General features: G+C 50.8%; 27 protein-coding genes and 1 pseudogene. 10 read left to right on the top strand and 18 right to left on the bottom strand.

What is annotated here, in order from left to right; genetic code table 11:
• Positions 1–1,032: a mechanosensitive ion channel family protein gene (locus HV261_RS13870; RefSeq protein ID WP_202038549.1), complete on the top strand. Its 1,032-nt coding sequence runs from the start codon at positions 1–3 to the stop codon at positions 1,030–1,032.
• 38 nt (positions 1,033–1,070) lie between these two features.
• On the opposite strand, the gene HV261_RS13865 is transcribed toward HV261_RS13870, so the two are convergent.
• The 4 genes and pseudogenes from HV261_RS13865 to HV261_RS13855 form a co-directional block, all read right to left on the bottom strand.
• Positions 1,071–2,123, bottom strand: a complete 1,053-nt coding sequence (locus tag HV261_RS13865) for an NAD(P)-dependent alcohol dehydrogenase (protein WP_137381758.1) — start codon at positions 2,121–2,123, stop codon at positions 1,071–1,073.
• Between the two features lie 42 nt (positions 2,124–2,165).
• Positions 2,166–2,573, bottom strand: coding sequence for a cupin domain-containing protein (locus HV261_RS27705; protein ID WP_249357525.1), 408 nt, complete (start codon positions 2,571–2,573; stop codon positions 2,166–2,168).
• 39 nt (positions 2,574–2,612) lie between these two features.
• Positions 2,613–3,236, bottom strand: a pseudogene (locus HV261_RS27700) (carboxymuconolactone decarboxylase family protein); the annotation flags it as partial.
• 197 nt (positions 3,237–3,433) lie between these two features.
• Complete coding sequence (locus HV261_RS13855; RefSeq protein ID WP_220472507.1) at positions 3,434–3,742, bottom strand: SDR family NAD(P)-dependent oxidoreductase; 309 nt, start codon at positions 3,740–3,742, stop codon at positions 3,434–3,436.
• Between the two features lie 175 nt (positions 3,743–3,917).
• Here HV261_RS13855 and HV261_RS13850 point away from each other — a divergent pair, with 175 nt between their 5' ends.
• Positions 3,918–4,829, top strand: a complete 912-nt coding sequence (locus HV261_RS13850; RefSeq protein WP_202038547.1) for a LysR family transcriptional regulator — start codon at positions 3,918–3,920, stop codon at positions 4,827–4,829.
• Between the two features lie 8 nt (positions 4,830–4,837).
• Here the strand turns inward: HV261_RS13850 and HV261_RS13845 are convergent, their stop codons facing one another.
• Positions 4,838–5,221 carry a VOC family protein gene (locus HV261_RS13845; protein ID WP_202038546.1) on the bottom strand — a complete coding sequence of 128 codons (384 nt, stop codon included), beginning with the start codon at positions 5,219–5,221 and terminating at the stop codon, positions 4,838–4,840.
• 119 nt (positions 5,222–5,340) lie between these two features.
• On the opposite strand from HV261_RS13845, the gene HV261_RS13840 reads away from it, so the two are divergent.
• Positions 5,341–6,111, top strand: a complete 771-nt coding sequence (locus tag HV261_RS13840; RefSeq protein ID WP_202038545.1) for a DeoR/GlpR family DNA-binding transcription regulator — start codon at positions 5,341–5,343, stop codon at positions 6,109–6,111.
• A gap of 28 nt (positions 6,112–6,139) precedes the next feature.
• On the opposite strand, the gene HV261_RS13835 is transcribed toward HV261_RS13840, so the two are convergent.
• The gene (locus HV261_RS13835; protein ID WP_202038544.1) at positions 6,140–6,409 is read right to left on the bottom strand and encodes a Rho-binding antiterminator; all 270 of its coding nucleotides are present in this window, start codon (positions 6,407–6,409) and stop codon (positions 6,140–6,142) included.
• A 67-nt stretch (positions 6,410–6,476) separates the two neighbouring features.
• On the bottom strand, positions 6,477–6,707 hold the full coding sequence (locus HV261_RS13830) for a glutaredoxin family protein (protein WP_005126617.1): 231 nt from the start codon (positions 6,705–6,707) through the stop codon (positions 6,477–6,479).
• Between the two features lie 115 nt (positions 6,708–6,822).
• Between HV261_RS13830 and HV261_RS13825 the strand changes: the two genes are divergently transcribed.
• A complete protein-coding gene (locus tag HV261_RS13825; RefSeq protein WP_202038543.1) occupies positions 6,823–7,386 on the top strand; it encodes a MarR family winged helix-turn-helix transcriptional regulator in 564 nt (187 codons plus the stop codon).
• A 170-nt stretch (positions 7,387–7,556) separates the two neighbouring features.
• Here the strand turns inward: HV261_RS13825 and HV261_RS13820 are convergent, their stop codons facing one another.
• On the bottom strand, positions 7,557–10,052 hold the full coding sequence (locus HV261_RS13820; protein ID WP_202038542.1) for an autotransporter family protein: 2,496 nt from the start codon (positions 10,050–10,052) through the stop codon (positions 7,557–7,559).
• Positions 10,053–10,480: 428 nt separating this feature from the next.
• A complete protein-coding gene (gene mppA, locus HV261_RS13815; RefSeq protein WP_202038541.1) occupies positions 10,481–12,094 on the bottom strand; it encodes a murein tripeptide ABC transporter substrate-binding protein MppA in 1,614 nt (537 codons plus the stop codon).
• Positions 12,095–12,277: 183 nt separating this feature from the next.
• Here mppA and mpaA point away from each other — a divergent pair, with 183 nt between their 5' ends.
• On the top strand, positions 12,278–12,985 hold the full coding sequence (gene mpaA / locus HV261_RS13810) for a murein tripeptide amidase MpaA (protein WP_048211525.1): 708 nt from the start codon (positions 12,278–12,280) through the stop codon (positions 12,983–12,985).
• Here mpaA and ycjG read toward each other — a convergent pair.
• Positions 12,960–13,946 carry an L-Ala-D/L-Glu epimerase gene (gene ycjG / locus HV261_RS13805; RefSeq protein ID WP_137381748.1) on the bottom strand — a complete coding sequence of 329 codons (987 nt, stop codon included), beginning with the start codon at positions 13,944–13,946 and terminating at the stop codon, positions 12,960–12,962. The two genes, mpaA and ycjG, sit on opposite strands and share 26 nt — an antisense overlap.
• A 115-nt stretch (positions 13,947–14,061) precedes the next feature.
• On the opposite strand from ycjG, the gene tpx reads away from it, so the two are divergent.
• Positions 14,062–14,568, top strand: coding sequence for a thiol peroxidase (tpx, locus tag HV261_RS13800; RefSeq protein WP_202038540.1), 507 nt, complete (start codon positions 14,062–14,064; stop codon positions 14,566–14,568).
• 788 nt (positions 14,569–15,356) lie between these two features.
• Here the strand turns inward: tpx and tyrR are convergent.
• The 8 genes from tyrR to pspA all read right to left on the bottom strand — a co-directional run bounded on the left by tyrR (position 15,357) and on the right by pspA (position 21,578).
• Complete coding sequence (gene tyrR / locus HV261_RS13795) at positions 15,357–16,904, bottom strand: transcriptional regulator TyrR (protein ID WP_137381747.1); 1,548 nt, start codon at positions 16,902–16,904, stop codon at positions 15,357–15,359.
• A 145-nt stretch (positions 16,905–17,049) separates the two neighbouring features.
• Positions 17,050–18,111 (bottom strand): TIGR01620 family protein, encoded by a 1,062-nt coding sequence (locus HV261_RS13790; protein WP_202038539.1) that lies wholly within the window; start codon positions 18,109–18,111, stop codon positions 17,050–17,052.
• The gene (locus HV261_RS13785) at positions 18,108–19,505 is read right to left on the bottom strand and encodes a YcjX family GTP-binding protein (RefSeq protein WP_202038538.1); all 1,398 of its coding nucleotides are present in this window, start codon (positions 19,503–19,505) and stop codon (positions 18,108–18,110) included. Before HV261_RS13785 ends, HV261_RS13790 begins: the two co-directional genes overlap by 4 nt.
• A gap of 142 nt (positions 19,506–19,647) precedes the next feature.
• Positions 19,648–19,965 (bottom strand): thiosulfate sulfurtransferase PspE, encoded by a 318-nt coding sequence (gene pspE, locus HV261_RS13780; RefSeq protein ID WP_202038537.1) that lies wholly within the window; start codon positions 19,963–19,965, stop codon positions 19,648–19,650.
• A 76-nt stretch (positions 19,966–20,041) separates the two neighbouring features.
• Entirely contained in the window at positions 20,042–20,263 is a 222-nt protein-coding gene (gene pspD / locus HV261_RS13775; RefSeq protein ID WP_137381743.1) for a phage shock protein PspD, read from the bottom strand.
• A gap of 8 nt (positions 20,264–20,271) precedes the next feature.
• On the bottom strand, positions 20,272–20,631 hold the full coding sequence (pspC, locus tag HV261_RS13770) for an envelope stress response membrane protein PspC (protein WP_137381742.1): 360 nt from the start codon (positions 20,629–20,631) through the stop codon (positions 20,272–20,274).
• On the bottom strand, positions 20,631–20,855 hold the full coding sequence (gene pspB, locus HV261_RS13765; RefSeq protein WP_048211519.1) for an envelope stress response membrane protein PspB: 225 nt from the start codon (positions 20,853–20,855) through the stop codon (positions 20,631–20,633). The genes pspC and pspB overlap by 1 nt, the downstream gene beginning before the upstream one ends.
• A gap of 54 nt (positions 20,856–20,909) precedes the next feature.
• Positions 20,910–21,578 (bottom strand): phage shock protein PspA, encoded by a 669-nt coding sequence (pspA, locus tag HV261_RS13760; RefSeq protein WP_003020532.1) that lies wholly within the window; start codon positions 21,576–21,578, stop codon positions 20,910–20,912.
• A 155-nt stretch (positions 21,579–21,733) separates the two neighbouring features.
• Here pspA and pspF point away from each other — a divergent pair, with 155 nt between their 5' ends.
• The 4 genes from pspF to HV261_RS13740 all read left to right on the top strand — a co-directional run bounded on the left by pspF (position 21,734) and on the right by HV261_RS13740 (position 25,228).
• Positions 21,734–22,723: a phage shock protein operon transcriptional activator gene (gene pspF, locus HV261_RS13755; RefSeq protein WP_202038536.1), complete on the top strand. Its 990-nt coding sequence runs from the start codon at positions 21,734–21,736 to the stop codon at positions 22,721–22,723.
• A gap of 213 nt (positions 22,724–22,936) precedes the next feature.
• Entirely contained in the window at positions 22,937–23,800 is an 864-nt protein-coding gene (locus HV261_RS13750) for an arginase family protein (protein ID WP_202038535.1), read from the top strand.
• An 85-nt stretch (positions 23,801–23,885) separates the two neighbouring features.
• Positions 23,886–24,458 (top strand): TetR/AcrR family transcriptional regulator, encoded by a 573-nt coding sequence (locus HV261_RS13745; RefSeq protein WP_137381739.1) that lies wholly within the window; start codon positions 23,886–23,888, stop codon positions 24,456–24,458.
• 374 nt (positions 24,459–24,832) lie between these two features.
• Positions 24,833–25,228 (top strand): RidA family protein, encoded by a 396-nt coding sequence (locus HV261_RS13740; RefSeq protein ID WP_202038534.1) that lies wholly within the window; start codon positions 24,833–24,835, stop codon positions 25,226–25,228.
• Positions 25,229–25,237: the final 9 nt, after the last annotated feature.

Raw genomic sequence — 25,237 nt, 5'->3', positions numbered from 1 at the left:
ATGATCGCTGAACTGTTTATAAATAATGCGTTTAATTTAACGGTAATTCTCTGCAGCTGTGCAGCGTTAGTCCTGATGAGCGTCTGGTTTCATCGTAGTGAAAAACACTGCAAAGGATTCATATTCCATGCAGCACAGTTTTTTGTTTATGCCATTATCATTGGTACGTTTGGCACTATTGCCAATAACGTCATCGATAGCTATAAGCTGAAATTTATTTCCCCAAGCGTGGTCGACTTTATCTGTACCTCGTTGATTGCGTTGATCCTGACGATAAAACTCTTTCTGGTCATCAACCAGTTTGAAAAAACGCAGATTAACAAGGGCAGAGATATCACCAGTGCGCGGATCATGTCGCGCATCATTAAGATTACCATCGTCGTCGCCATCATCTTGCTGTACGGCGAGCATTTCGGCATGAGCCTGTCAGGGCTGTTAACATTCGGCGGCATCGGCGGTATCGCTGTCGGTATGGCCGGTAAAGATATCCTGAGTAACTTTTTCTCTGGCATTATGCTCTACTTCGACAGACCGTTTAGCATCGGTGACTGGATACGCTCTCCGGACCGAAATATCGAAGGTACGGTGACGGAAATTGGCTGGAGAATGACCAAAATAAACACCTTCGACCATCGTCCGTTATATGTGCCGAACTCAATTTTCTCTTCCATCAGTGTAGAAAACCCGGGGCGGATGAGTAATCGACGAATCAAAACGGTGATCGGGTTACGTTATGAAGATGCAGATAAAATTGGCGCAGTTGTCGAGTCAGTCAGAAAAATGCTGCAAAGTCATCCCGGAATAGATCAAAAGCAAACCCTGCTGGTCTACTTTAATGAGTTTGCCGATTCATCGCTGAATATCATGGTGTATTGCTTCACGAAAACCACCGTGTGGCAGGAATGGCTTGCTGTACAACAAGATGTGTACTTGAAAATTATTACAATAGTTCAGGAAAACGGAGCTGACTTTGCGTTCCCCAGTCAGACGTTGTATATGGATAACGCCGAGGCACAACCTTCTGCCCACTAACCAAAACCAAGACGCGGATATCCGCGTCTTTTTTGCCTTTATTTCAGTGACGCGATATCAATGACAAAGCGGTATTTCACGTCGCTTTTCAACATCCGTTGCCACGCGGTATTAATATCCTGAATATTGATAACCTCAACATCGGCCGTAATGCCATGCTGACCGCAGAAATCCATCATCTCCTGAGTTTCCGCAATCCCCCCAATCACCGAACCCGCAACGGCTCGTCTACCGAGGATCAGCGGAACCGTGTTCAGGAACGGATCCAACGGCCCCAGATATCCCACCAGCACCAACGTTCCGCTAAGCGCCAGCGTTGGAATATATGGGTTCAGATCATGCACGTAGGGAACGGTATCAATAATCAGGTCAAACTGATTTGCCGCGGCTTTCATCTGTTCGCTATCCGTTGAAAGCACAACATGACTGGCTCCCAGGCGTCGGGCATCAGCTTCTTTGCCTGGCGACCGCGTGAACAACGTAACATCAGCCCCCAATGCTTTAGCAAGCTTGATCGCCATGTGTCCCAAGCCACCCAACCCAACAACAGCGACTTTACTCCCCTGCCCAACCTGCCAGTGACGCAACGGCGACCATGTGGTGATACCGGCGCACAACAACGGTGCAGCACCACGCAAGTCGATTCCTTCTGGCACCTTCACGACGAACTTCTCGGTCACGACAATCTTGTCAGAATAGCCGCCGAAAGTAGGCAGGCCATCATGACGGTCTGTATCGTTATACGTAAGGGTGTTCCCCTCTTCGCAATATTGCTCAAGACCCTGTTCGCAGGCGCTACAGTGCTGGCATGAATCAACCATACACCCCACGCCGGCAAGATCGCCGACCGCGAATTTTGTTACCGATTTCCCAACATGCACTACACGGCCTATTATTTCGTGGCCGGGAACCATCGGATACGTAGCGCCGCCCCAGTCATTGTAGGCACTGTGGATGTCGGAGTGACACACCCCACTGAATAATATTTCAATGACGACATCATCTTCACGCGGATCCCGACGAACAAAACTGTGCGGGACCAGATCTTCTTTTACCGCCAACGCGGCATAACCCTTCACGTTCATGACCATTTAGATCTCCTCAGGGATAACGTGCACCTCAACCAGCATAGCTCAGGGCAACAGGTTGTACTCGGCGTCAGCGACCGGCTCCAGCCATTCATTCGATGCGCCTGCTGCCGGGATTTCCACCGCAATATGGGCAAACCAGCTATCACGCGCAGCACCATGCCAGTGTTTCATTCCCGCCGGAATATGAACCACATCACCCGTTTTCAGTTCTCGCGCGGGTTGATTCCACGCCTGGTACCAGCCTCTACCGCCAGTCACCAGCAGAATTTGACCGCCCTGATGATGAATGTGCCAAAAATTACGGCAGCCAGGTTCAAATGCCACGTTACCAATCACCACACCTTCCATTGAAAGCATGGTCAGATAGCTGGTCCCGGTGAAGTACTTCGCATAGGCTTCATTTTTCTCTCCCCGGGGAAAGACGCTGTTGCCATCAAATTGTTCGTTCATCATGACTCCCGTAGGGGTAGTAGCTGACGGTATTCCTGACATACATTCATCAAGAACTGCACGGGCATTTTCCGCAATCTCAGCACCACAGTGCTGCTTAAGAAGCGCAGTAAACGCGATAAGTTGCTCAGGGCGAAGCCCAACATTCAGGCTGATCGCAAAGTGACTTTTCAGCTGGCTGTTCACGCCACCCAGTACGGCTAACGCAGAGACGGTTGCCAGTTCCCGGGTCGGCCAGTCCAGCACATCGCGCTGAAAAATATCGCCAAACAGATGTGCTTTAAGCCAGGTATCAATGGCAGGGGCAAAATCAAACAGCGGGCCGCTAACCGGCTGTCCAACCAGTTGGGTTTGCGTTTGGCTTCCCGCCAACAGGCTGTTCCAGTCAGCAGGTTGCGGCGAAGCGGATTTCCCTTCTGGGTCCACAATCCCTTTTTCTTTGCGGTCTTTCACTACCGACATCAGGCACGACAGGCCATTCAGACTGCGGGGAAAACCACAGTATGCGTAAAGCTGCTGTAAAATCTCTTTCACTTCATTCAGGGTTAGCCCTGCATCTAACCCTGCATTAAGCGCTGCCTCCAGCTTATCTGGCTGTCCTGTGGCAGTGAATGCTGCAATGGGGACGACTGCCAGCTGTCTGGCACTCAAATGATTTGACATGTTCGATTCTCCGGGCAGGCGACAGTCTCTGCCGCCGAATGCTGAAAACAACAAAATTATAGAGGCACAGCGTATCGACGATTAGAGGGTTAAATAAGGACAAACTTATGAAGACAAGTCATGAATAGCGCTGTGGCAGGTGCTACTCACCGGCAGGGAAATCTGTTGATGCTGCAAGCGCATGCTGGGTCTCAAAGTCAGCGACACGTTGGCGCAGCACCGAGAGCGTACTTTGCAGCGCCTGCGAACCCAGAACCATACGCAATGGCGCAGGAACAAGGTCGGCGCTGCCCGGCACTATCCACTGTGTGACGCAGTGCAGCGCTATCCGTCACATCCACTTGCGGTGCATCAAATGTCACGGGCCAGCGACTCAGGAGATCGCTAACTTTAGCGCGATCGCGTACGGTCCCCACCACGCGTTCACCGCGTTCAAGAAGTTGCTGCGCCATCTCGCGACCAAACCCACTGCTGACACCGGTGATTAGCCATGTACGTTGCACCATACGCCCTCCTGTTCATTGTTTTAAGTGTTAGACATTCGGGGTATTACGCCACCCGAACCTCAATGAGCATGATTATTACGCCATAATTATCACTCGTATATGAATCGTTTATGCTTTTAGAATTCCATATATTGATATAATGAAGAAATAATCTTCCCATAAAAGCGCACCCGATATGCTGGATAAACTCGACGCATTAAAGATATTTTGTACGGCAGCTGAAACGCTGAAGTTCAGAGAGGCTGCCGCAACACTCGGTCTGGCCCCCCAACAAATCACCCGAGGTATTGCTGAACTGGAACAAAGCCTTGGCGAAATGTTGTTTCTGCGCAATACACGACAAATGAAGTTGACGCCGTTTGGTCAGCAGTTCTGGCCAAAAGCAGAGCGTCTGCTGGCTGAAAGCGAAGCGCTATTCTCAGAAGGTAAACGTCACAATCCGCAGGAGATAGCAGGGAAAGTACGCATTACCCTACCCCCGCTATTCGAAAACCGTGAGATTATTCGCCAGTTGCTGCACGGCCTTGCCGGTTATCCGGAAATCAGCATCGAGTGGCACAATGCCGGCAGACATCTGAATATTATTGACGAGCAGATCGACATGGGTATTCGTATTGGCACCGTCCCGGATAACCGATATATCGTGAAAACAATCTGCCCGGTAGGTGTCAATATCGTTGCCTCTCCCCACTTAGTTGAAAAAATGGGCAAACCGAAGAACCGCCAGGATTTGCAACATAACTACCCGCTCAGTGCCCTGACCAACAGTAATTCAGGGCGCGTCTGGCCATGGCAGTTTGCCGATGGCAACAGTTTCTTTCCGGCAAACCCGGTGTTTATCGCTGCCGATATTGAGAGCGAACTGGCCGCTGCCCTGGCGGGAAGAACGGTTGGGCAGCTGGCAGATATCTCTGTTCGGCCTTATTTGCAAAATGGTGAACTGGTTAACCTGCTGCCAGAACTTAACTATCAGCCCTGGCAACTCTATATTTTTCGACCACATCTCCCGCTGCTACCAGCCAGAGTGAGGTTGGTATTTGAACAACTAACACAGATCCTGCGCGGGCAATTTTGTCATCCGGCCTGATTTACGTATTACGCTAAAATCTCGATTAAATTACCGTCGGGGTCCTGAATAACGGCCTCGTAATACCCGTCACCGGTGGTTCGTGGCCCGGAGACCAGGATACCCTGTTCTTTTGCGCGTATCGCCAGAGCATCAACATGCTCCGCGCCACCCACAGAGAGAGCAAGATGTACCCATCCTGGAGTGTTATTGTCAGGTACAGAGTGGGTCAGTCCCGGTTTGGTCATTAACTCAATCGCAATGTCCTCACCAATGTTGACGAAATAAGATTCAAACCCGGGATTGGTTTTGCTGCAGTATTTTTCGTTTATCACACCATCAAAAAACGACACCCAGAACCGGGCTTGTCGCTCAAGATCCCGGGTCCATAAAGCCATGTGTGCAATTTTCATCGCGATCCTCTTATCGTTTTATTCTGAACGGTACGCCCCCGCTAAGGGATATTGACATCCTGCACCATAATGCACGATTATGCACGTTATTGCTCGATGTTTATTTTTATGGAGTTCTCATGCTCGATTACGCTGCATTCCCGGATCAACGCCAGGCGCTTATCTATCAGATCCTGCAGGAAAACGGCAGAGTGATCTGTACTGAACTGGCCGCCCGTTTGGGGGTGTCAGAACATACGATCCGCCGTGATTTACATGAGTTGTGTAAAGAAGGTGTTTGCAAGAAAGTCTATGGCGGGGCTGTCATTTCACTACCAGATTCAGCGGACATCGCAGTACGCAAGAATATTAATACCGCGAAAAAGAGCAGTATCGCGCAAAGATGCGCCCGGCTAGTGAAATCCGGGAGCTGTATTTTTATCGACACAGGAACAACCAACCTGGCAATGGCTGAAGCCCTTCCCGCTGAGTTGGCATTAACCGTCGTGACAAATTCACCCGATATTGCCGCCGTACTGCTGAAAAAACCGCTATTCGAGGTCATCATGTTAGGTGGGCCAGTGCAGCGATCGTCCGGTGGGTGCGTAGGTCCGACAGCCATTGCCCAGGTACAGGATATTTTATTTGATCAAGGTTTTATTGGTGGTTGTGCGATGGCTCCGGAATCCGGATTAACCGGGTTTGATTACGCCGATTGTGAGTTTAAAAAAGCGGTAATTAAGCAGTGTAACGAAACTATCGTCGCACTGACGGCGGATAAGATCCCTGCAGTCGCACGTTATGTTGTCACCGCCAGTAGTAACATCGATGTCATTGTCGTGGAGGAAAACATCAGCAAACAGTACGGCACCGCTTTTCAGGCGCATGACATCCGCATTTACACCGTATAACGGTAGCGCAGTCTTTTTACGTACAGATTCAACGGAATATCACGGTGCTAAAAGTGGCGCCAGCCGTCAATGGGGTAATGGCTGACAGAGAGTCCAGGCGAATTCTATGATGGCGTTTATGGTACTCCACAAACAAGAATTCCTCTTTGTCTGCTGTGGTACACGTCGTCACGGCCCAGGCATCAAAGTGTTCCCCTGTGGTCAGTTCAATGTGCAGCAAATAGTGATAAAGACAGGCGATCTCCAGATAGTCATGCAGATCGCAATCGACAGGATGGTACTTTTCTGCAGCACACATAAATGCCCCCTTCCCATGTCCACACCGGTTCGGGAAATAGCTCACGCGACTTCCCGAACATGCGACGCTATTTCAGCGCTTCAATAGGTGCGCCAAAGTTGATATGCAGCACATTGCCGTCGATCACCAGCGCAGGAACAGATTTCACTCCGATTCGCTCCGCCTCTGCAACGTGATCGGGTTGTTCCCCCAAATGAATAACCTCGATTTCCACATCCGGGGACAGATGCTGCAGCAGTGTTTCTTCTGCGGAAACGCAAACCGGGCAACCAGCATGATAAAAACGGGCTTTGGTCATGATACCTCTCCTTTAAATTATAGTATCGACTCGATACTATAATTTATGCTACGCCAGTTTTATGCTTTGTCAATATAGTTTTTAGTCGATACTATATGCCAAGGAGGATTTTGTTATGCATGACATGTCGCTTTTTGACGTACTGGACCGGCTGTCTGGTCTGACGCGGATGTGGTTTCGCCAGCATCCTTTACTGGCGGATCTTCAGCCAGTACAGCTCAGTGCGTTGATGTATCTCGCACGCTGTAATCGCTATTCCAATACGCCTCTCGCCGTGACGGACTACCTCGGCCTCACCAAAGGAACGGTGTCACAATCGCTAAAGTTGTTGGAATCAAAAGGACTGGTGGTACGCACGCAGGATGCCAGGGATAAGCGTAGCGTTCATCTGCAGCTCACCGAATCGGCCAAAAATCTGCTGGATGCCCTGCTTCCCCCCTCATTTTTGGTGACGGGCGAATCGGCAATGGGTGAGCACGCAGGTTTACTCAAGGAGCTACTCTTCGATCTCCTGCGAGGCATTCAGCGCACCAGTAATGTGCCGGGATTTGGTCTGTGCCAGAGCTGTCGATTCCACCAAAAAGTGAATGGTCAGGGATTTTGTAATTTAACAAAAGAACCGTTGAGTGAGGATGATTCGATGTTAATTTGTCGGGAGCATCAGCCCCCGGACGTATGATCTTCTCTGGTTTAGTGTCTTCAATGTGGTCGGGTAGCCGCTTTCCAGGATAACCACTCGCTCCTGGCATTTGACGCGTCGATATTACGGCTTAAATATGCAGAGTAGAGTCATCAAATAAAAAAGCCAGCGAGAATCAGTCGCTGGCTAATCATTGCGTTCAACGGCATTCAGAACGCGTAACGAAGCTTCAAACTAATGCTCTGACTGGTGAATTTAGTTCGCTGATTGGCATCGTATTGTACCGTGCCGTCAAGCGCATCGCTGAACTTTGCCGTTACCCCAGCACCCGCCATAGCAATCCAGGGGCTTTCACTCATCCCGTGATAGGTAAATGGCGAGTCGGCGGCTCCGATAAATGCCATCGTGGTTTTGCTGCGATCGTTCTTTGTATCGTAACCAGCCCCAACATAACCGTGCACATCAACAATCTCCGATAGCTTAATGCCCGCTTTCAACTTACCAGAAACCACCAGCGCTTCGGTGGTGGTCCCACCTACTTTCAGCCCAACATCCTCTGCGCCACTCTCCTGATAACCTTTATCCTTCACGCGATAGTAATCTGTACGCAGCTCAGGAGTGAGCATCACATTGTCCTGCGGGTGGAAGGTGCTCTGGAATCCAAGCCCGGCCTGGAAGGTATCACTATCGTAGTCAGAATGCGCCACACCATTGTAAGCAGTGCTGCCATCGTTAGGGTTTTCAATATTCAGGTAACGGTTACCCGTTGTATTATTTCGCCCGAAGCCAGTCTGCCAGGTCATCCCCGTATCTGGGGTAAAGTCATATCCGCCATATGCAAGAAGGTTCCAGCTGTCCACACGTGCGTCATGTCTGATATCGTCAGAATTATCGTTAACATCTGTGCGACTCATGCCCAAAGCCAGACCCAGTCGGGTTCTCTCTAAAATGAGACCATCGGCACCAATGGCGAACCCACGTGTATCTGCGTTATACCCAGCGTAATCTCCACGGCTGGACTGGTTATCCCAGCGCCCAACGGGGCGTATCCACAGATATTTCTCCGGATTAAACTCGTTGGTATAACCCTGACCGCGTACGGACTCCTGACGACCACTGACGATGTCGCCAAACGCACGCAGATTATTCATTTCAATGTACGGCATGCTGCCATCCATCAACGGGGCAAGTTGAACCACATTTTTGTGAACCTGACTGGCATTAAATGACGAGGTGATCGCGCATACGGTACTCGCCAGCGCACCGGTACAGTTCTGAGGCGCGGTATAACTATTATTAATGAGGTTATCCAGCACGGTCCCGACGCCGACTAATGATGGATTATCACTGGTTTTATCAATGGCATTACCGACGGTAGTCAGATTCGTCTCGGCAATTTTCAGCGAGTAGCTGGTGCCGGTTTGCACCGAAATAAACTGATAACGAAGCGAATCATCCAGTACCGCCGAGGGTGTGCCTGTTATCTTACTGGCCGTAACGACATCAACCAACTCATCGCCATCAGCGAAGCTAGTGCTACCCTGGGTTATCACCAGCGTCCGTCCATTCAGTGCCGCGTTACCGGCAACATTCAGCTGACCATAGCTGCTGGTGCTGTCTGCCTGCAAGGCCAGGACACCGTTGTTATTTTGTACGTAAGTATTTACGGTTGAGGGCTGCTGGCTGCTGAGTAACTCGAAAATACCGCTGTTACTCATCGCGCTGTTCGGGGCATTAACACGCCCAATAATAATCCCTTCGTTATTGATACCGCCCACTATTGTGCTTGTACTGGCCACTTGAATAGCATCACCGGTTAACGCGCCTATCAATCCTTTATTTTCGAACTGATTTACCACGGAAGAATTCTCTAACACGACCGCGTTGCCACTGTCGCCGCCAATAATCGTCCCCATATTGACTAGCGTACCGGTCTGAGACGTTCCGCCAAGATATACGCCGGCAACGCCGCCATCAATGATACCCGTATTGAGCAACGTACTAATCGCCGCTGAATCGTCAACGGTAATACCATTCCCATTTGGCGCGTAAATAGCACCGCCATCAAGGTTTTGAATGGTCGTATCCTTGACCTTACTCCCGACATAAATACCGTTGCTGCCAGTTCCATTAACGGTGATATTACCCTGGTTGGCGATTTGGCTGCTTCCAGTGGAGTTCGCGTGAATGCCATCCCCGCCAGCACCTGATGTGGTGATACTCCCCGAGTTCTTAACGGACATCCGCGAGACAGCATTCAGCAAGATCCCATTACCAGCGGCGCCGGTCGTGGTCAGCGTCCCCTTATTCTCCAGCGCGCTATCGGATACCTCTGCCACGTTTATGGCATTTTTATTGTTAGCTGGGGTACTAATTGTACCGCTATTAATGACCTGCGACTGATTTGTGGAAAAGAACTGGATACCGTCGTCGTCTGAAGAAATGCTGCCGTTATTCTGTAGATTTGCTTCATGACTGGAAAAGTGGACAGCTGCACTCCCTCCCGTCGTTTTAAACTGCGTGCCTGACTCAATAATCACGCGTTGCTGATAAGTTTGAAACTGTTGTGGTACCGTCACGTTGTTATTACACGTTACCGTCGCACCAGTGGGGTCTGTACAGTCAGCCCAAACCGCTGGCGAAGTCAACATTCCCGCACTACCCAGGATACTGCTAATAACTAAACAACTAGTTTTCTTTTTCAAACTGGTTCCTTAATATAAAGATAACATTTATAATTAATTTAATTACATCACCTGATAGTTTGGGGATGTTAATATTATTTAATAATACATCAGACCTAATACTTCGTCAGCTTAGTAATCATAAAAACAATCATAGTTTATAAATTCTCCCCCCTGCCGCTTTCATACATGTCGAATTTTCACGCTGCGCCAGTGCGGTGGGTTGTTGAGCTTTGTATCGGTAAGCATTGACGGTATCCCGTATCAATAAATACCGTTATTGATGATGGACTATGACGGTGATTCGTTTAATACGTCATTTATACCGTCAAAAAAATGGGGTTTCCTGAAGCGGTTAATAAAGGTTAACGAGAGGTGATGGCGCTGAAATCAGCGCCAGTTCTGGTTTTTGGCGAGGGTAACGAAGGTTAACAGGAGAATGTACGCAACTAGTGCTTAACAATATACATTGTGCGGCTATAGGCCACATCTTCCGGGTTGGTAATCGGATACCCTTTCAGCCACGGTTTAATTAAACGCCCGTTGGTGTACTGATAAATCGGCGCAATAGGCGCTTGTTCCATTAGGATTTTTTCTGCTGCGTTATAATCGGCGTTCCGTGCTTTCTCTGTATTTTCCAGCGTCGCCTGAGTCAACACTTTATCGTATGCCGGATTGTTAAAGCGAGAAATATTGCCCGTATGGGTCGAGGTTAATAACGACAGGAATGTGGATGGCTCGTTGTAATCGCCCACCCAGGATGCACGGATCACATCAAAATTACCGGTATTACGGCTATCGATATACGTTTTCCATTCCTGGTTCTGTAGTTTCACATCCACGCCAAGATTTTTCTTCCACATGGAAGCCACAGCAATAGCAATCTTCTGATGATTTTCAGAGGTGTTATACAACAGCGTCAATTTCAGCGGTTTCTGTGGACCATAACCCGCCGCACGCAGCAGCGTTTTCGCCTGAGCGTTAAGCTCTTCCTGACTCATTTGTTCAAACGGAGAAGGTTCCGGGATAAATCCTGCCGTCACATCCGGCGTGAAATGCCATGCGGGTTTTTCTCCAGTCCCTAATACTTTCTCCGCCATCAGACGCCGATCGATAGTCATACTGAGAGCCAGACGCACGCGTGAATCGGCGGTCGGCCCTTTTTGCGTATTAAACGCATAGTAATAAGTACCAAGCTGCGGCGGGGTATAAACCTGGCCTGGAATATCCTTCAATAGCTTCTGATACATATTTTTCGGGAAGGACTCTGTAATATCAATATCGCCAGCAAGATAGCGTTTGGTCGCAGCAGACTCCTGGTTAATCGGCAGGAAAGTCACTTTTTGCAGCACCGTTTTGGCGTTGTCCCAATAATGTGTGTTCGGCACAACTTCCAGTTTCTCGTTAACCACGCGGTCTTTCAGCACATAGGCACCGTTACCGATAAGGTTGCCGGGTTTTGTCCACTCTTTACCGCTTTCAACATTCGCTTTTTGGACGGGATAAAACGCGAAGCTCGCTGTCAGGTTGGCAAACCAGGGGAGCGGTTTGTCCAACTGCACTTTGAAGGTATGCGCATCCACCGCGCTGACGCCTAACGTATCGGGTGTGGCTTTGCCATCAATGATCGCCTGGGCATTGTTGATCCCTGCAAGCGCGGCAAACCAGGCAAACGGCGACAGTGTTTTCGGGTCCACCAGACGCTGCCAACTGTAGACAAAGTCCTGTGCCGTTACCGGCGTACCATCGGACCATTGTGCATTATCGCGCAACGTAAACGTCCAGATGCGGTTATCATTACTCTTCCAATGTGTGGCAACACCGGGAATAATCTCACCCTTGTCATTCTGGTTTACCAGCCCTTCGAATAAATCGCGAATAACCTGAATTTCTGGAAGCCCAACGGCTTTTGCCGGATCGAGTGACGCTGGCTCATCTTTTATATGGCGCACCAGTTCTTGCTTTTCTGCCAGTACCGTTCCGCTGGGAACATCCGCAGCATAGGATAAAGAAATGCTGCTAACCAACAGCGCACAACAGGTTACTGAAACAGAATGCCTCATAAAATACCCTCAAATCTGGCCACTAAGTGAATGAGTAATTATTTGTATCGCCAGCAGGAAATGCAATTAACTTCCGACAGGAAAGTGATATTACACCTGAAAAGATAAGTGTGTGAAAACGATTTGATTATCCATACATTTTGCACAACACTGCGAGTAACCATTCAGCATTCAGAGATGACTATGACCGTTACCCGTCCCCGTGCCGAGCGCGGCGCATTTCCGCCAGGAACTGAACATTACGGACGTTCACTATTGGGCGCACCGCTAATCTGGTTCCCGGCGCCGGCAGCCGATCGTGAAAGCGGTTTGATACTGGCTGGTACTCACGGTGATGAAAACTCATCAGTCGTCACCCTGTCCTGTGCCTTACGTACGCTCAACCCTTCCCTGCGTCGTCATCATGTCGTGCTGGCCGTTAACCCTGACGGTTGCCAGTTGGGCCTGCGCGCAAATGCAAACGGCGTAGATCTTAACCGTAACTTTCCGGCGGCAAACTGGAAATCCGGTGAAACGGTATATCGTTGGAACAGCAGCGCAGAAGAGCGTGATGTGGTGTTATTAACCGGCGATCATCCGGGATCAGAGCCTGAGACCCAGGCACTATGCCAACTTATTCACCACATTCATCCTGCATGGGTAGTTTCTTTCCACGATCCGCTGGCCTGTATTGAAGATCCCAGACACAGCGAATTAGGTGCGTGGTTGGCGCAGTCGTTCGAATTGCCGCTGGTAACCAGCGTCGGTTATGAAACGCCAGGCTCTTTTGGTAGCTGGTGCGCCGATCTAAACCTACATTGCATTACTGCAGAATTTCCGCCCATTTCATCGGATGAAGCGAGCGAAAAATACCTGCTGGCAATGTCTAATCTTTTGCGCTGGCATCCTTGAGATGAAGCTGTCCGGTGGTAAAATGCAAGGCAGGCTCCGCGTCCCGGGCCAGCCAGGTTGGGCCATCCAGATCGGCAAAGCTGACCTGTGGCGTAAGCGGCAATGCAGCGCCAATCGCCCTGGATGTACACAACATACAGCCGAGCATCAACGCAAATCCCTGCTCGCGAGCTTCAGTCGCCAGCGCCAGCGCCTCCGTCAGACCACCTGTCTTGTCCAGTTTAATATTCACCATTTCATAGCGGCCATGCAGCGCTTTCAGACTGCTGCGGGTATGGCAGCTTTCATCGGCACAGACAGGCAGCGGATGCACGAAATTCTCCAGCGCGGCATCATCATTAGCCGGCAGAGGCTGCTCCAGCATCGCAACGCCTAAATCCGCCATTAACTGGCAGCGTGCGGCCAGCCCTTCAGCACGCCAGGACTCATTAGCATCGACAATGATTGTCGCCTCAGGCACAGCCGCCCGGATTGCAACCATCCTTTCGCTGATTAAGTGTGCATCCAGTTTGACTTTCAGCAATCGGGCACCGTTATCCCATAGCGCGGTCGCGCTCGCCGCCATCTGCTCTGGCGTGCCGATCACGACGGTTTGCGCGGTCGTTACTGTTGCATCCAGTTCAGTGCCAACATAGTCGGCCAGAGACTGTTGTTGCTGACGTGCATTGAGATCCCAAAGCGCACAGTCAACGGCATTACGCGCCGCCCCCGCGGGCAGTAATGCCTGCAGCGCTTCACGCGTCAAACCGTGCTCCAGTTGCGGCACAACACTCATGATTTGAGCCAGTACCGACGCATCGCTTTCGCCATAGCGAGGATAAGGCGTACATTCTCCAATCCCTTTTACACCATTCTCTTCCAGTTCAACCACCACCACATGCGCTTCGGTCCTGCTCCCGCGGGCAATCACAAAGGGAGTGTGTAACGGCCAGGCTTCCTCATACACCTTAACTGATCTCATTTGTTTTCCTTATTGCAGCCCCTGAAGCGGATATCCGCAAATAGCGTTTGCCGTGTTAACTGCTGATGGCATAAACTAGCCTTGACGTTAACTATATGTAAACAGGAAGATAACCATGTCACAAACCGTTCATTTCCAGGGCAACCCGATTGCCGTCGCCGGCTCCATTCCTCAGGCTGGAAGCAAAGCTCAGGCTTTTACCCTTGTGGCTAAAGACCTGTCTGACGTTACGCTGGGCCAGTTCGCAGGCAAGCGCAAAGTGCTGAATATTTTCCCAAGCATCGATACCGGCGTGTGCGCGGCATCAGTACGTAAGTTTAACCAACTGGCGACAGAAATCGACAACACCGTCGTACTGTGCATTTCAGCCGATCTGCCATTCGCCCACTCTCGTTTTTGCGGCGCAGAAGGCCTGAGCAACGTTATCACGCTGTCCACCCTGCGTAACGCTGAATTCCTGAAAAACTACGGCGTTGAAATTGCCGAAGGTCCGCTGAAAGGTCTGGCTGCTCGTGCCGTTGTCGTTATCGACGAAAATGACAACATCGTGTTCAGCCAACTGGTAAATGAAATTACCAACGAGCCTGACTATGATGCAGCGTTGGCCGTGCTGAAAGCCTAAGTTGCCCTGAATACAAAAATGCCTCCGGATGGAGTAATGCTGTTCAGTTAACATTTTAGTTTCAGAAAGCATCAACATGTGTTGGCGGGGTAATGAACATGCTCTCTCTGAGAAAGGGTTCCGTTCACCTCATGTTCATCGCTTCTCTGTACACTGAACGCCAGTGAACGTGTTAAGGGTGCTATCGCCGCACCCTTAACAATCCCGGCTCCCGGCACGGAAAATTGTTGCTGCGCAATCCCCTCCGCTTATTCCTCCAGGCTACCGGGCCGGGCGCGTTGCAACATCCCTGTCACACGCACCCTGAACCCGCATCCCTGCGGGTTCTCCCGGCCTTACGAAAACACGTCGGCAATTTTCAGCCGGACCAGCCACGCCTGACCACCTGTATTTTTATTTGAACATGTTTGAACAGCAAAACAAATTTAACTGAAAATCAGAGAGTTGAAGCGATGTCTCTGGTCCGGCTGAAAATCGATGAGGTGTTGACGGCTGACCGGGGCTGCCCGCAGGGATGCGGGCAGAGGGGACGGCCTGCAGGGACGCAGGCTCGACCCCGACCCGACAGGCAGGCGGCATAAGACGAATAGCTCGCACAGCGACGATTTTCCCGCCGGGAGCCTGGGATGCAAGGGAGGCGGCGGTGAGCCTCCCTTGCACGTTCACGTGTATAGCGATATCAGAGAAGCGATGAACATAAGGTGAACGGAAACTAATCCAGAGTAAAACGTTCTCCAGACATGCTTAACTGACTGGCATTACTCCGGATGGAGGCATTTTTATTTGCATCATGACTCTTCGCTTTTTTTCTGCTGACTCAGACCATACTCGCGTAACTTATTGGCGATCGCGGTATGTGAAACCCCCAGGCGTTTGGCCAGTTTACGCGTGCTGGGATAATTCATATAAAGCTGCGTCAACACGGAACGTTCAAAACGGCTGGTGATTTCATCCAGCGACCCTTCCATCACCTCTTCTCCGACGGCAACTGTCGCTGCATCATAATCCGGCAATAAGATATCCTGCGGACGCAGTTCATAGCCTTCAAGCTGAGTTAACGCCCGATAGATAGCATTTTTAAGCTGACGCACATTACCCGGCCAGCCGTAGCGGGTGAGCACCGTGCTGAGATCGGCAGACAACTTCGGACGCGGTACGCCCTGCTCGTCGGCAAAACGTGCCACAAACAGCTCGGTGAGCGGCATAATATCTTGTGGGCAATCGCGTAGCGGCGGCAGATTAAGCGTCAGGACATTCAGGCGATAATAGAGGTCCTCACGGAAAAGACCTTTCTGCACCAGTTCCACCAGGTTCTTTTGCGTCGCGCAGATTACACGAACATCAACATGAACTTCATGATCTTCGCCCACGCGACGGAACGTCCCGTCATTAAGGAAGCGCAGCAATTTCGTCTGCATGCGCGGCGACATTTCGCCAATCTCATCCAACAGCACTGAACCGCCATTCGCCTGCTCAAAGAACCCTTTTTTACCTTCCGGGGCGTGGCCAAACAGTTCGCTTTCTACCGCATCTTCAGGAATAGACGCGCAGTTCAGCGCCAGATAGGGTTTTGACGCACGTGGACTCGCCAGATGGCAGGCATGTGCAAAGAGATCTTTGCCGGTGCCAGTATTTCCGGTGATCAGCAGCGGTGCACTCAGCGTCGCCAGCTTGCGAGCCTGTTCAACAACGTGTTTCATTTTGGCGCTAACGGCAATAATCTGGCTGAATGCGCTCAGATCCTGGGTGGTCATGTTTTGCAATTGACGGCCCATGCGGAGGGTGGAACGCAACATGACAACGGCTCCCGTCAGCATCTGCTCCTGGTTTTCACCCTGCAAATGGACTGGCGTAATCTCCATCAGGAAGTTTTGCCCGTTAATCACAACATGTTCACTATGGGAATCCTGCGGATTACTTTCCAGCCAGCGCTGGAAGTTAAACCCATTAATGAGCTGTGCCGCCGTGTGGTTGCGCATCCGCTCCTGGGGATGGGCAAAAAGCTGGCAACTTGCCGGGTTTGCCATCTCCACTTTGCTTTTCATATCCAGGGAAAGAACGGGTTCAGGCAGTGCTTCAAGCAACGCGCTAAGCGCCAGATGCTCGCGTTCGGAAGGCATCCAGGGCACGGTTCGGACGTCCGTTACCCCTGCGATGCGGCGGATTTCAGCCATCAGGCTGCTGAAGTTAGTGAACTCCAGTTCCGCAAAATTAAGGTAAATTCGCCCGATGGGGTCAATCTCGATACCGCGTAAATCAATGCTTCTCAGCACCAGTAAATCGAGCAATTCGCGGGTCAGACCAAGACGGTCTTCACAAAAGACTTCCAAACGCATAGGAACCTTCACCTGGACAAGGGATCATGTGTTAGATGATAAGCCAGTATTGGGTTAGCAGGAAGGATTCTGTCAACAAATATTGACAGCACGCTGGAAAATTGGGCGCCGGGGCGTAAAGTTATACGATCGGCACCCGTTTTACTCAACTTTCACGCGGGGATTTGTTCTTTTGTAAGGTCTCTTTCACCTGACCGATCAACTGACGGCGGAAATCCCCCAGTCGCGGTTTATCATCATCAATCCACGGTAATGGACGGCACAGCTCCATCGCTTTAATCCCCAGACGCGCGGTTAACAAGCCCGCGCCAATACCCTGCGCGGCACGCGTGGATAACCGGGCCGCTAAATCCTGCGACATCCAGTCCATCCCCACTTCCCGCACCAGCTCGCTGGCCCCGGCAAAAGCGATATTTAACAGTACCAGACGAAACAGACGCAGGCGGCTGTAATAGCCGAGTTCGATGCCATACAGCGTCGCTATACGGTTAATCAACCGCAGATTTCGCCAGGCAATAAACGCCATATCCACCAACGCTAACGGGCTGACCGCAATCATCAGCGTGGATTCTGCCGCAGAACGACTGATCTCACGTCGTGCTTGCGCATCCAGCACTGGCTGCACCAGGTGGGCATACAGGCTCACAACTTCCCGATCATTTTGCGTTTCATGGATAGAGGCATACCAGCGTTGTAGCGCAGGGTGAGACTGATCGATACCCGCCTGTTGCGCCAACTTCTCACAAAATGCGCGGCCTTTTCCGGTTCCGTGACTGTGTAACAGATCACGCGCTTCATCACGCTCGTGCGCGCGTTGACGTAAACGCCACAGCCGACGCCACTCGGTTGCCACCGACCCCACGCCTGCGCCAATAATCAGCGCGCCCGCAGCACAGCCCCCCAACGCGACCCAGTCCTGAGTCTGCCAGGCGTTCATCGTCCACTGCACGCCCTGAGCAACCACACTGATACCAAACAGTGCCAGCCCGCCCATCACCATTTTGCGCCACAGGCTGCGTTTAGGACGTAACGCGGCATCAATAACGGCTTCAGCCTGACCTTCGTCTTCCAGCGGCTCATCCACTGTCGCCGGAGAAAATGTCTGCGCTTCGGTATCGTTGAACATTTGCTGTGCTTTAAATGCCGTGTTTGGTTCCACTTCCAGTGGACCTGAGAAATCGATACGCGGTTTTAACGGCTCGCTCATCGCAATTTATCTCCTATTAAAAACTCCAGCGCGGCATCCAGGCGAATATGCGGTAAGGGTTTATCCACATCCATGACCTGCGGGCGAAAGGCTTCAAACTGGAAACCCTGGCGATCCCAAAAAGCCTGGCCCGGTAAACGCGCAGGGACTTCTCCCGGATAGACGGTCAACGGCTCGCCATCGCTCAGACGATTGCCGCGCAGCGCGGGGATCTTCTCGCCCTTCACATCAATCAGCCCACTGGTGGTTGCCTGCACCGATGCCAGTCCCAGACAGTCCATACTGATGCCTTCAAACGCAGCATTTTGCCAGGCATCCTGAATCAATTGCTGCAACAACGACACCATATTGGCATGTTGATCGATCGTAACGTGGTCGGCCTTGGTGGCAGCGAACAGCAACTTATCGATTACCGGCGAGAACAACCGGCGGAACAACGTGCGCTGCCCATAATGAAAGCTTTGCATCAGTTGTGTCAGCGCCAGACGCATATCGTTAAACGCTTGTGGTCCGCTGTTAAGCGGTTGCAGGCAATCGACCAACACAATTTGGCGATCAAAGCGCAGGAAGTGATTCTTGTAGAACCCTTTCACGACCTTTTCGCAGTAGTAATTAAACCTGTCGCGCAGCATGCCTGCGTTGGTATGTTTATCCGCCTGTGCCAGTTTTGACTCACCAAAGGCATCAACATCCGGCCACGGGAAAAATTGCAGCGCAGGTGCGCCAGCCATGTCCCCCGGCAGCACAAAGCGCCCGGGCTGAATAAAATGCAATCCCTGCTGTTTGCACTGATGCAGATAATCTGTCCACGCCGCGGCGATTTCCGCCAGACGGTTTTCGTCAGCAGGCGCCAGTGGATCAAGCCCCTCGCATAGCTGCCGCCATCTGGCCGACCATTCACCTCGCTGCCCCTGCAATAATCCGGTCATTTGCCGTGACCAGCCAAGGTAATCCTGGGCCAGCATTGGTAAATCAAGCAGCCATTCCCCCGGATAATCGACGATCTCCAGGTACAACGTGGACGTATCTTTAAAGTGACGCAGCAAAGAGTCGTTGGATTTGTAGCGCAACGCCAGGCGAATTTCACTGACGCCACGCGTCGGCGTCGGCCAGGTTGGCGGAGAGCCATAAAGCTGGGCCAGTCCCTCGTCATAGGTAAAGCGCGGAATACCAAAATCGCGCTGGGGAACCCGCTTTACGCCAAGCAGACGCTCTTCACGCACACAACTGAGCAACGGCAGACGAGCACCGGCATGAATATTGAGTAACTGGTTTACCATAGCGGTAATAAACGCCGTTTTACCGCTGCGGCTAAGTCCGGTGACAGCCAGGCGCAGATGCCGATCTACGCCGCGATTAACCAGCGAGTTGAGTTCATTTTTAAGTCGCTTCATCGCCATCCCGTTATGCTGAAGGAACCGAAGAAATTATAACAAACAGGGAGTAAACATAAGGTTTAATACTGAGTTATCAACTCCCTGAAAGAAATCAGGCGACATCGTTCATGTCGCCTTTAGCTAAGAGAAAGCATGCGGATTATTTATTCTCTACTTTAGGAAGATTAATCCCGCTGATACCGCCTTCGTTGGTTACCTGTGTATAGCCCATCCCGGTCAGCATATCTTTTGCCATCCCGGATTGACGACCTGAGTTGCAATACAGCTTCACGGTGTCGGTCTTATCAGGGACTTCTGCCGCAATTCGTGCCTGCAAATCCTTTAAAGGGATGTTGATGGCACCCTGAACGTGTTCCTGCTGATATTGTTCAGGAACACGAACATCAATCCAGTGCTCCGCCGCAAACACCGGCATGCCGATGACCAGCGCCAGCGCCAATACGCTTTTTTTCAACATAGTATCGTTCCGTTAAATGATGGAAAGTCACCTAACACTATATACTTGATCTTAAGGAAATATTGCGAGCGTACTATCACTGGCTATAGCGTTGGGAAATTTTCCTGGCAACCTTGCTCAATAAGGGCTCCAGTACCAACACCAGCAACATTTTTAACGGACGGCGGGCTACGGATTTCACCGCCCACCCCGCAACGCCCGCAGGGCCGTAGCGAAGTGCAGTAAGAAGCACCAGCTTGCCTGCTATTTTAAAGCCCGGCTTAACCCTTTGCCCGGCTCGTTGCCAGCGATTATTCATTTCAATCCTCACAATTGACGGAAACGACTGCGCAATGTGAAGGTATCCGATGTCACATAACGCTCCATTTCACGCAAACGCTTTTCACTCGCGGCCAGTTCACGATCGACGGAATCCAGCAGTTCTCCGCTCGATGGCTGTTGTTCGCCAGATGCGACGTTGTCCGGCATTGGGTCCAGCACAAACGTCAACACGATGTAGGCAACTACGGTGAAAAAGGCCAGACCAAAAAAGACTGACAGTACCACCAGGATCCTTACCAGCTTCACGGGGACATCAAGATAGTGCGCAATACCGGCACAGACCCCTTTAACCATGCCCTGCTGCGGGATACGCCACAGTTTTTTGTTCAGGTTAACGCCCCCCATTAGCGGTCCCTCCAGTTTGGATGTTCGGCATCAAGGATATCTTCCAGCGCCTGAATACGTTCACGCATACGCTGTGCATCATTGTTGAGTTCTACCAGACGTTGCTGATCGCTTTGCGACAGTTCACCACGGCTGGAACGGTTGCTGTAATGCAGCCACAGCCAGATCGGCAAAACGAACAGCACAAAGATAGTTAACGGAATGGCCAGAAATAGCGCGCTCATGAGTACTCCTTACAGGTGATGAGCGGCGGCGCGTTCGGGCGCCGCCAGTAGTTATTATTGCTTGTCTTGCTGCATTTTGGCTTTAAGCTGCGCCAGCTGCTCGCTGATTTCATCATCTGCTTTCAGGTCAGCAAATTGCTGATCCAGAGATTTTTGCTTACCGAAGTTATGGCTTTCGGCTTCCGCTTCCATCTGATCAATGCGGCGCTCAAAAGATTCAAAGCGGGCCATTGCTTCATCCAGTTTGCCGCTATCCAACTGACGACGGACATCGCGGGAAGAACTCGCCGCCTGATGACGCAACATCAATGCCTGCTGGCGAGCCCGGGTTTCACTGAGTTTATTTTCCAGCTCACCAATCTCTTTTTTCATCCGCGCCAGCGTATCGTCAACCAGCGTCACTTCATGTTCCAGAGAGGCAATTAAATCGGTCAGTTTCTGCTTTTCAATTAATGCAGAACGCGCCAGATCTTCTTTCTCTTTACGCAGCGCCAGCTCCGCTTTTTCCTGCCACTCCGCCTGCTGCGCACTGGCCTGTTCAATCCGGCGGGACAGCTGTTTCTTTTCTGCCAGTGCACGCGCTGAGTTAGATCGAACCTCAACCAGCGTGTCTTCCATTTCCTGAATCATCAACCGCACCAGTTTCTGCGGATCTTCGGCCTTTTCCAGCAACGCATTAATATTGGCGTTCACGATGTCGGCAAAACGAGAAAAAATACCCATAATGTAATCCTCACTTACTGTTCTGATATCGGGCAATGCCCTGCTGCTTCCATAATGCACTTGTCGTGCCAACTTTTTATCTTATTGATTTTAAAGATAATATCTAATTTTACCTGACGAGAGAATTAGGGTAAATTGGTGAATAACACTAACAAATGGTGAATTTCATCATGGCAGGATACAAAGATACTCTTCTGGGAGAAGCAAACAGCTTCATTGAAGTGCTGGAACAAGTCTCCCATCTGGCCCCTCTGGAAAAACCCGTGCTGGTTATCGGTGAGCGTGGCACAGGAAAAGAGCTAATCGCCAACCGTCTGCACTACCTTTCCACGCGCTGGCAAGGACCGTTTATTTCGCTTAATTGTGCGGCGCTGAACGAAAATTTACTCGATTCCGAACTCTTCGGCCACGAAGCTGGCGCTTTTACCGGGGCGCAAAAACGCCATCCTGGTCGCTTCGAGCGTGCCGACGGTGGCACACTTTTTCTTGATGAACTGGCAACTGCGCCGATGCTGGTACAGGAGAAATTACTGCGCGTTATTGAGTATGGAGAACTCGAGCGCGTAGGCGGTAGCCAGCCGCTACAGGTTAACGTGCGCCTGGTCTGTGCCACCAATGCCGACTTACCAGGAATGGTCAGTGAAGGTACTTTCCGCGCAGACCTGTTGGATCGACTGGCCTTTGATGTCGTGCAACTTCCACCTTTACGGGAGCGTAAAAGCGACATCATGTTGATGGCCGAACATTTTGCGATTCAAATGTGTCGCGAGATTGGATTACCGCTGTTTCCCGGTTTTAGCGCACAAGCCAGAGAAACACTTCTCCACTATCGCTGGCCGGGTAATATCCGTGAATTGAAAAACGTTGTTGAACGCTCGGTATACCGCCATGGTACCAGCGAATATCCGCTGGACGAGGTAGTGATAGATCCGTTTAAGCGCCACACCACAGACGTTCAGCAGCAGGACCCCCCCCCTACAGCGGCAACGTTACCGCTGGATCTCCGCGCATTCCAGCAGCAGCAAGAAAAGACGTTTCTGCAAACCAGCCTACAACAGGCAAAATTCAACCAGAAAAAGGCCGCCGAACTGCTGGGGCTGACATACCATCAGCTACGTGCGTTGCTTAAAAAACACCAGATTTAGCGATGCATTACCGACCGTTAAGCGCCTTCATGTGCAAAATCCTCCACAACGCACATTGAAATAGTACCGTTTAACGGTTCCCGCATATCACCATTCTTGCATAAGTTTCATACTGCCTTGCAATGAATGAATGTTCATTCATATAATCATCACAAGGCGACCAACACGGATACGCCTTGACGCTCCTCTTTAGAAACTGACGGCAGGTAAATTATGGCCAAAAAAACGCTTCGACTTTCATTCCCCCAGTGGCAGGGAGGCAACAATCCCCCCTATCATCTCGGATCACTTCTGTTGTCCTTTCTCTCGCCTGAAGCAAAAGGCCCCGTCGAGGATGTTCCCGTTGCTTTACCAGAAAGTGAACCGCTGGGTGTAATCGATGGCATTACTGGTAAACCACAGATCCTTAAACAGTTGAACGATGCCGCGACGCGTATTGAAAAACACGATCCCGACGCGATTGTCGTATTGGGCGGTGACTGCCTGGTTTCTTTGGTGCCCTTCGCGCATCTGCTGCATAAGTACGGTGATAAGCTGGGCGTGCTGTGGATCGACTCTCACCCCGACGTGCAGACGGCTGAACAGTATCCAAATGCGCATGCCCATGTTCTTGGCGCGCTGATCGGCACGGGCGATAAAGATTTAGTGGACCACGTCACACACAAGGTTTCTCCGTCAAAAATTATGATTGCCGGTATTCACGATCCGCTTAAATACGAAAGCGACTATCTGGCGCATCAGCGGATTGCGACGGCTGGCCCTGATGATGTCAAAACTAGTGCTAACGAGGTTATGGCGTGGATTGCCCGCGAGCACATTGAATATCTGGCGATTCATATTGATCTGGATGTTCTGGACCCGTCACTTTTCCGTTCTGTTTTGTTCGCCAAACCAGGCCGAGGGGAACATGATTTTGGCGATGTGGCCGAGGGTAAACTGACTATTGAAGAGGTGCTTAAACTGGTTAATCTTGCCACGGCAAACGCCGAGGCGGTCGGGCTTACCATTGCTGAACATCTGCCGTGGGATATGGTGAATCTCAAGAATATGCTCAGCGCATTACCTCTCATGAAGTAACGCAAGATATCGATAAATCTCATCGCTGGTTCCAGGCCTCAAAGCACGGTAAAGTTTCGCCATAGATTCAAAGATAAAGGTCGATATGCTAAAGAATACTGAAACCTACCATAAGCTGATTACCGCTGCGGCTGCCTGTTTTGCTGAGAAAGGATTCAGTGCTACCAGCGTGCGCGAAATTTCCACGCGTGCAGGTATCAGCCAGGGAGCCATGTACACTTACTTCAAAAGTAAGGATGAGCTTATACGGGCAATCGTTCTGGAAGAGCAAAACACTGCGCTGGCTGCCCATAATGAGCCCTGTAGCGGATCGTTTTTTGATCGCCTTTGCAAGCAGGTCGTTTCTTGCATTAGCGATGTCGGTTACCCTGTCACGCACCACCTTTGGGTAGAAATCATGGCCGAATCGGCACGCAACCCGGAGCTCAGGGAAGCGTTTATCGCCAGTGATAACATCATGCGGCAAAGCATTGCGGGAATAATTGCGCAAGGTATCGCCGCAGGAGAGTTTCGTCGGGATATTGACCCGGAAGCGATCACCATCATTCTGTTTGCATTTATTGACGGGCTGATTGCCCGTAAGGCTATTAACCCTGCGTTTTCATTGGCCACAGATGTACCTGCATTCCCTGATTTAATGTCAAAGTTGCTCAAATAAAATACTTCCCTCGCCTGCTTTCTGATCTTTTCCCTGCCCACTTCGCGCCAGAAGTGGGCATTACGGGCATCGAAAATACCAATACATTATGTATCAACTTATACATTTAACGGTGAATTGCATCTGAGCTCCCGACCACGAGTAACAGCAAAAAATCATTTCTGCGATCTCATCATTCCTACCCGACCTTACAGCCAAAAACCCTAACGTTATACAAGTATTTCAGCGGATATGCCGAGCGTTTTACGTCGCTCACAGGGCCGTGTCGCTGAAAAAAGAGACTGGATACCTGGATGACGATGGTGTATAGAATAATACAAACAGTATTGTTTTATACTAAATGAATCATTACTACTTAAGCCGGAGACTGAACCATGCCCACCAATATTACCCTGAACACAACGACGGATAGCTTCCCGCCAGCAGGCCATTATTCACATAGTGTGACTGCCGGAGGATTCGTTTTCATTTCCGGACAGCTACCTGTCACGGCTAATGGCGAAAGAAAAGCGGATGCGTCTTTTGAAGAACAGACCAGACTGGCTCTCCAGAATGTTGATGCTTGCCTGGCAGGAGCCGGCGTTGCTCGTCAGCAACTGGTATCGGTACGCGTCTATGTCACGGACATTAAGCAGTGGCCGACGTTTAATCGGATCTACGGCGAATGGATTGGTGATTCCCGTCCAGCCCGTGCTGTCGCTGGCGTTGCAGAGCTTCATTATGGCTTTGCCGTAGAAATTGAAGCCATCGCGTTAGCACAACAAGTGTGACTTTTAACT

Source organism: Citrobacter sp. RHBSTW-00671 (genome assembly GCF_014103415.1).
GTDB lineage: Bacteria > Pseudomonadota > Gammaproteobacteria > Enterobacterales > Enterobacteriaceae > Citrobacter.
This window is presented reverse-complemented; position numbering and strand designations above follow the sequence as displayed.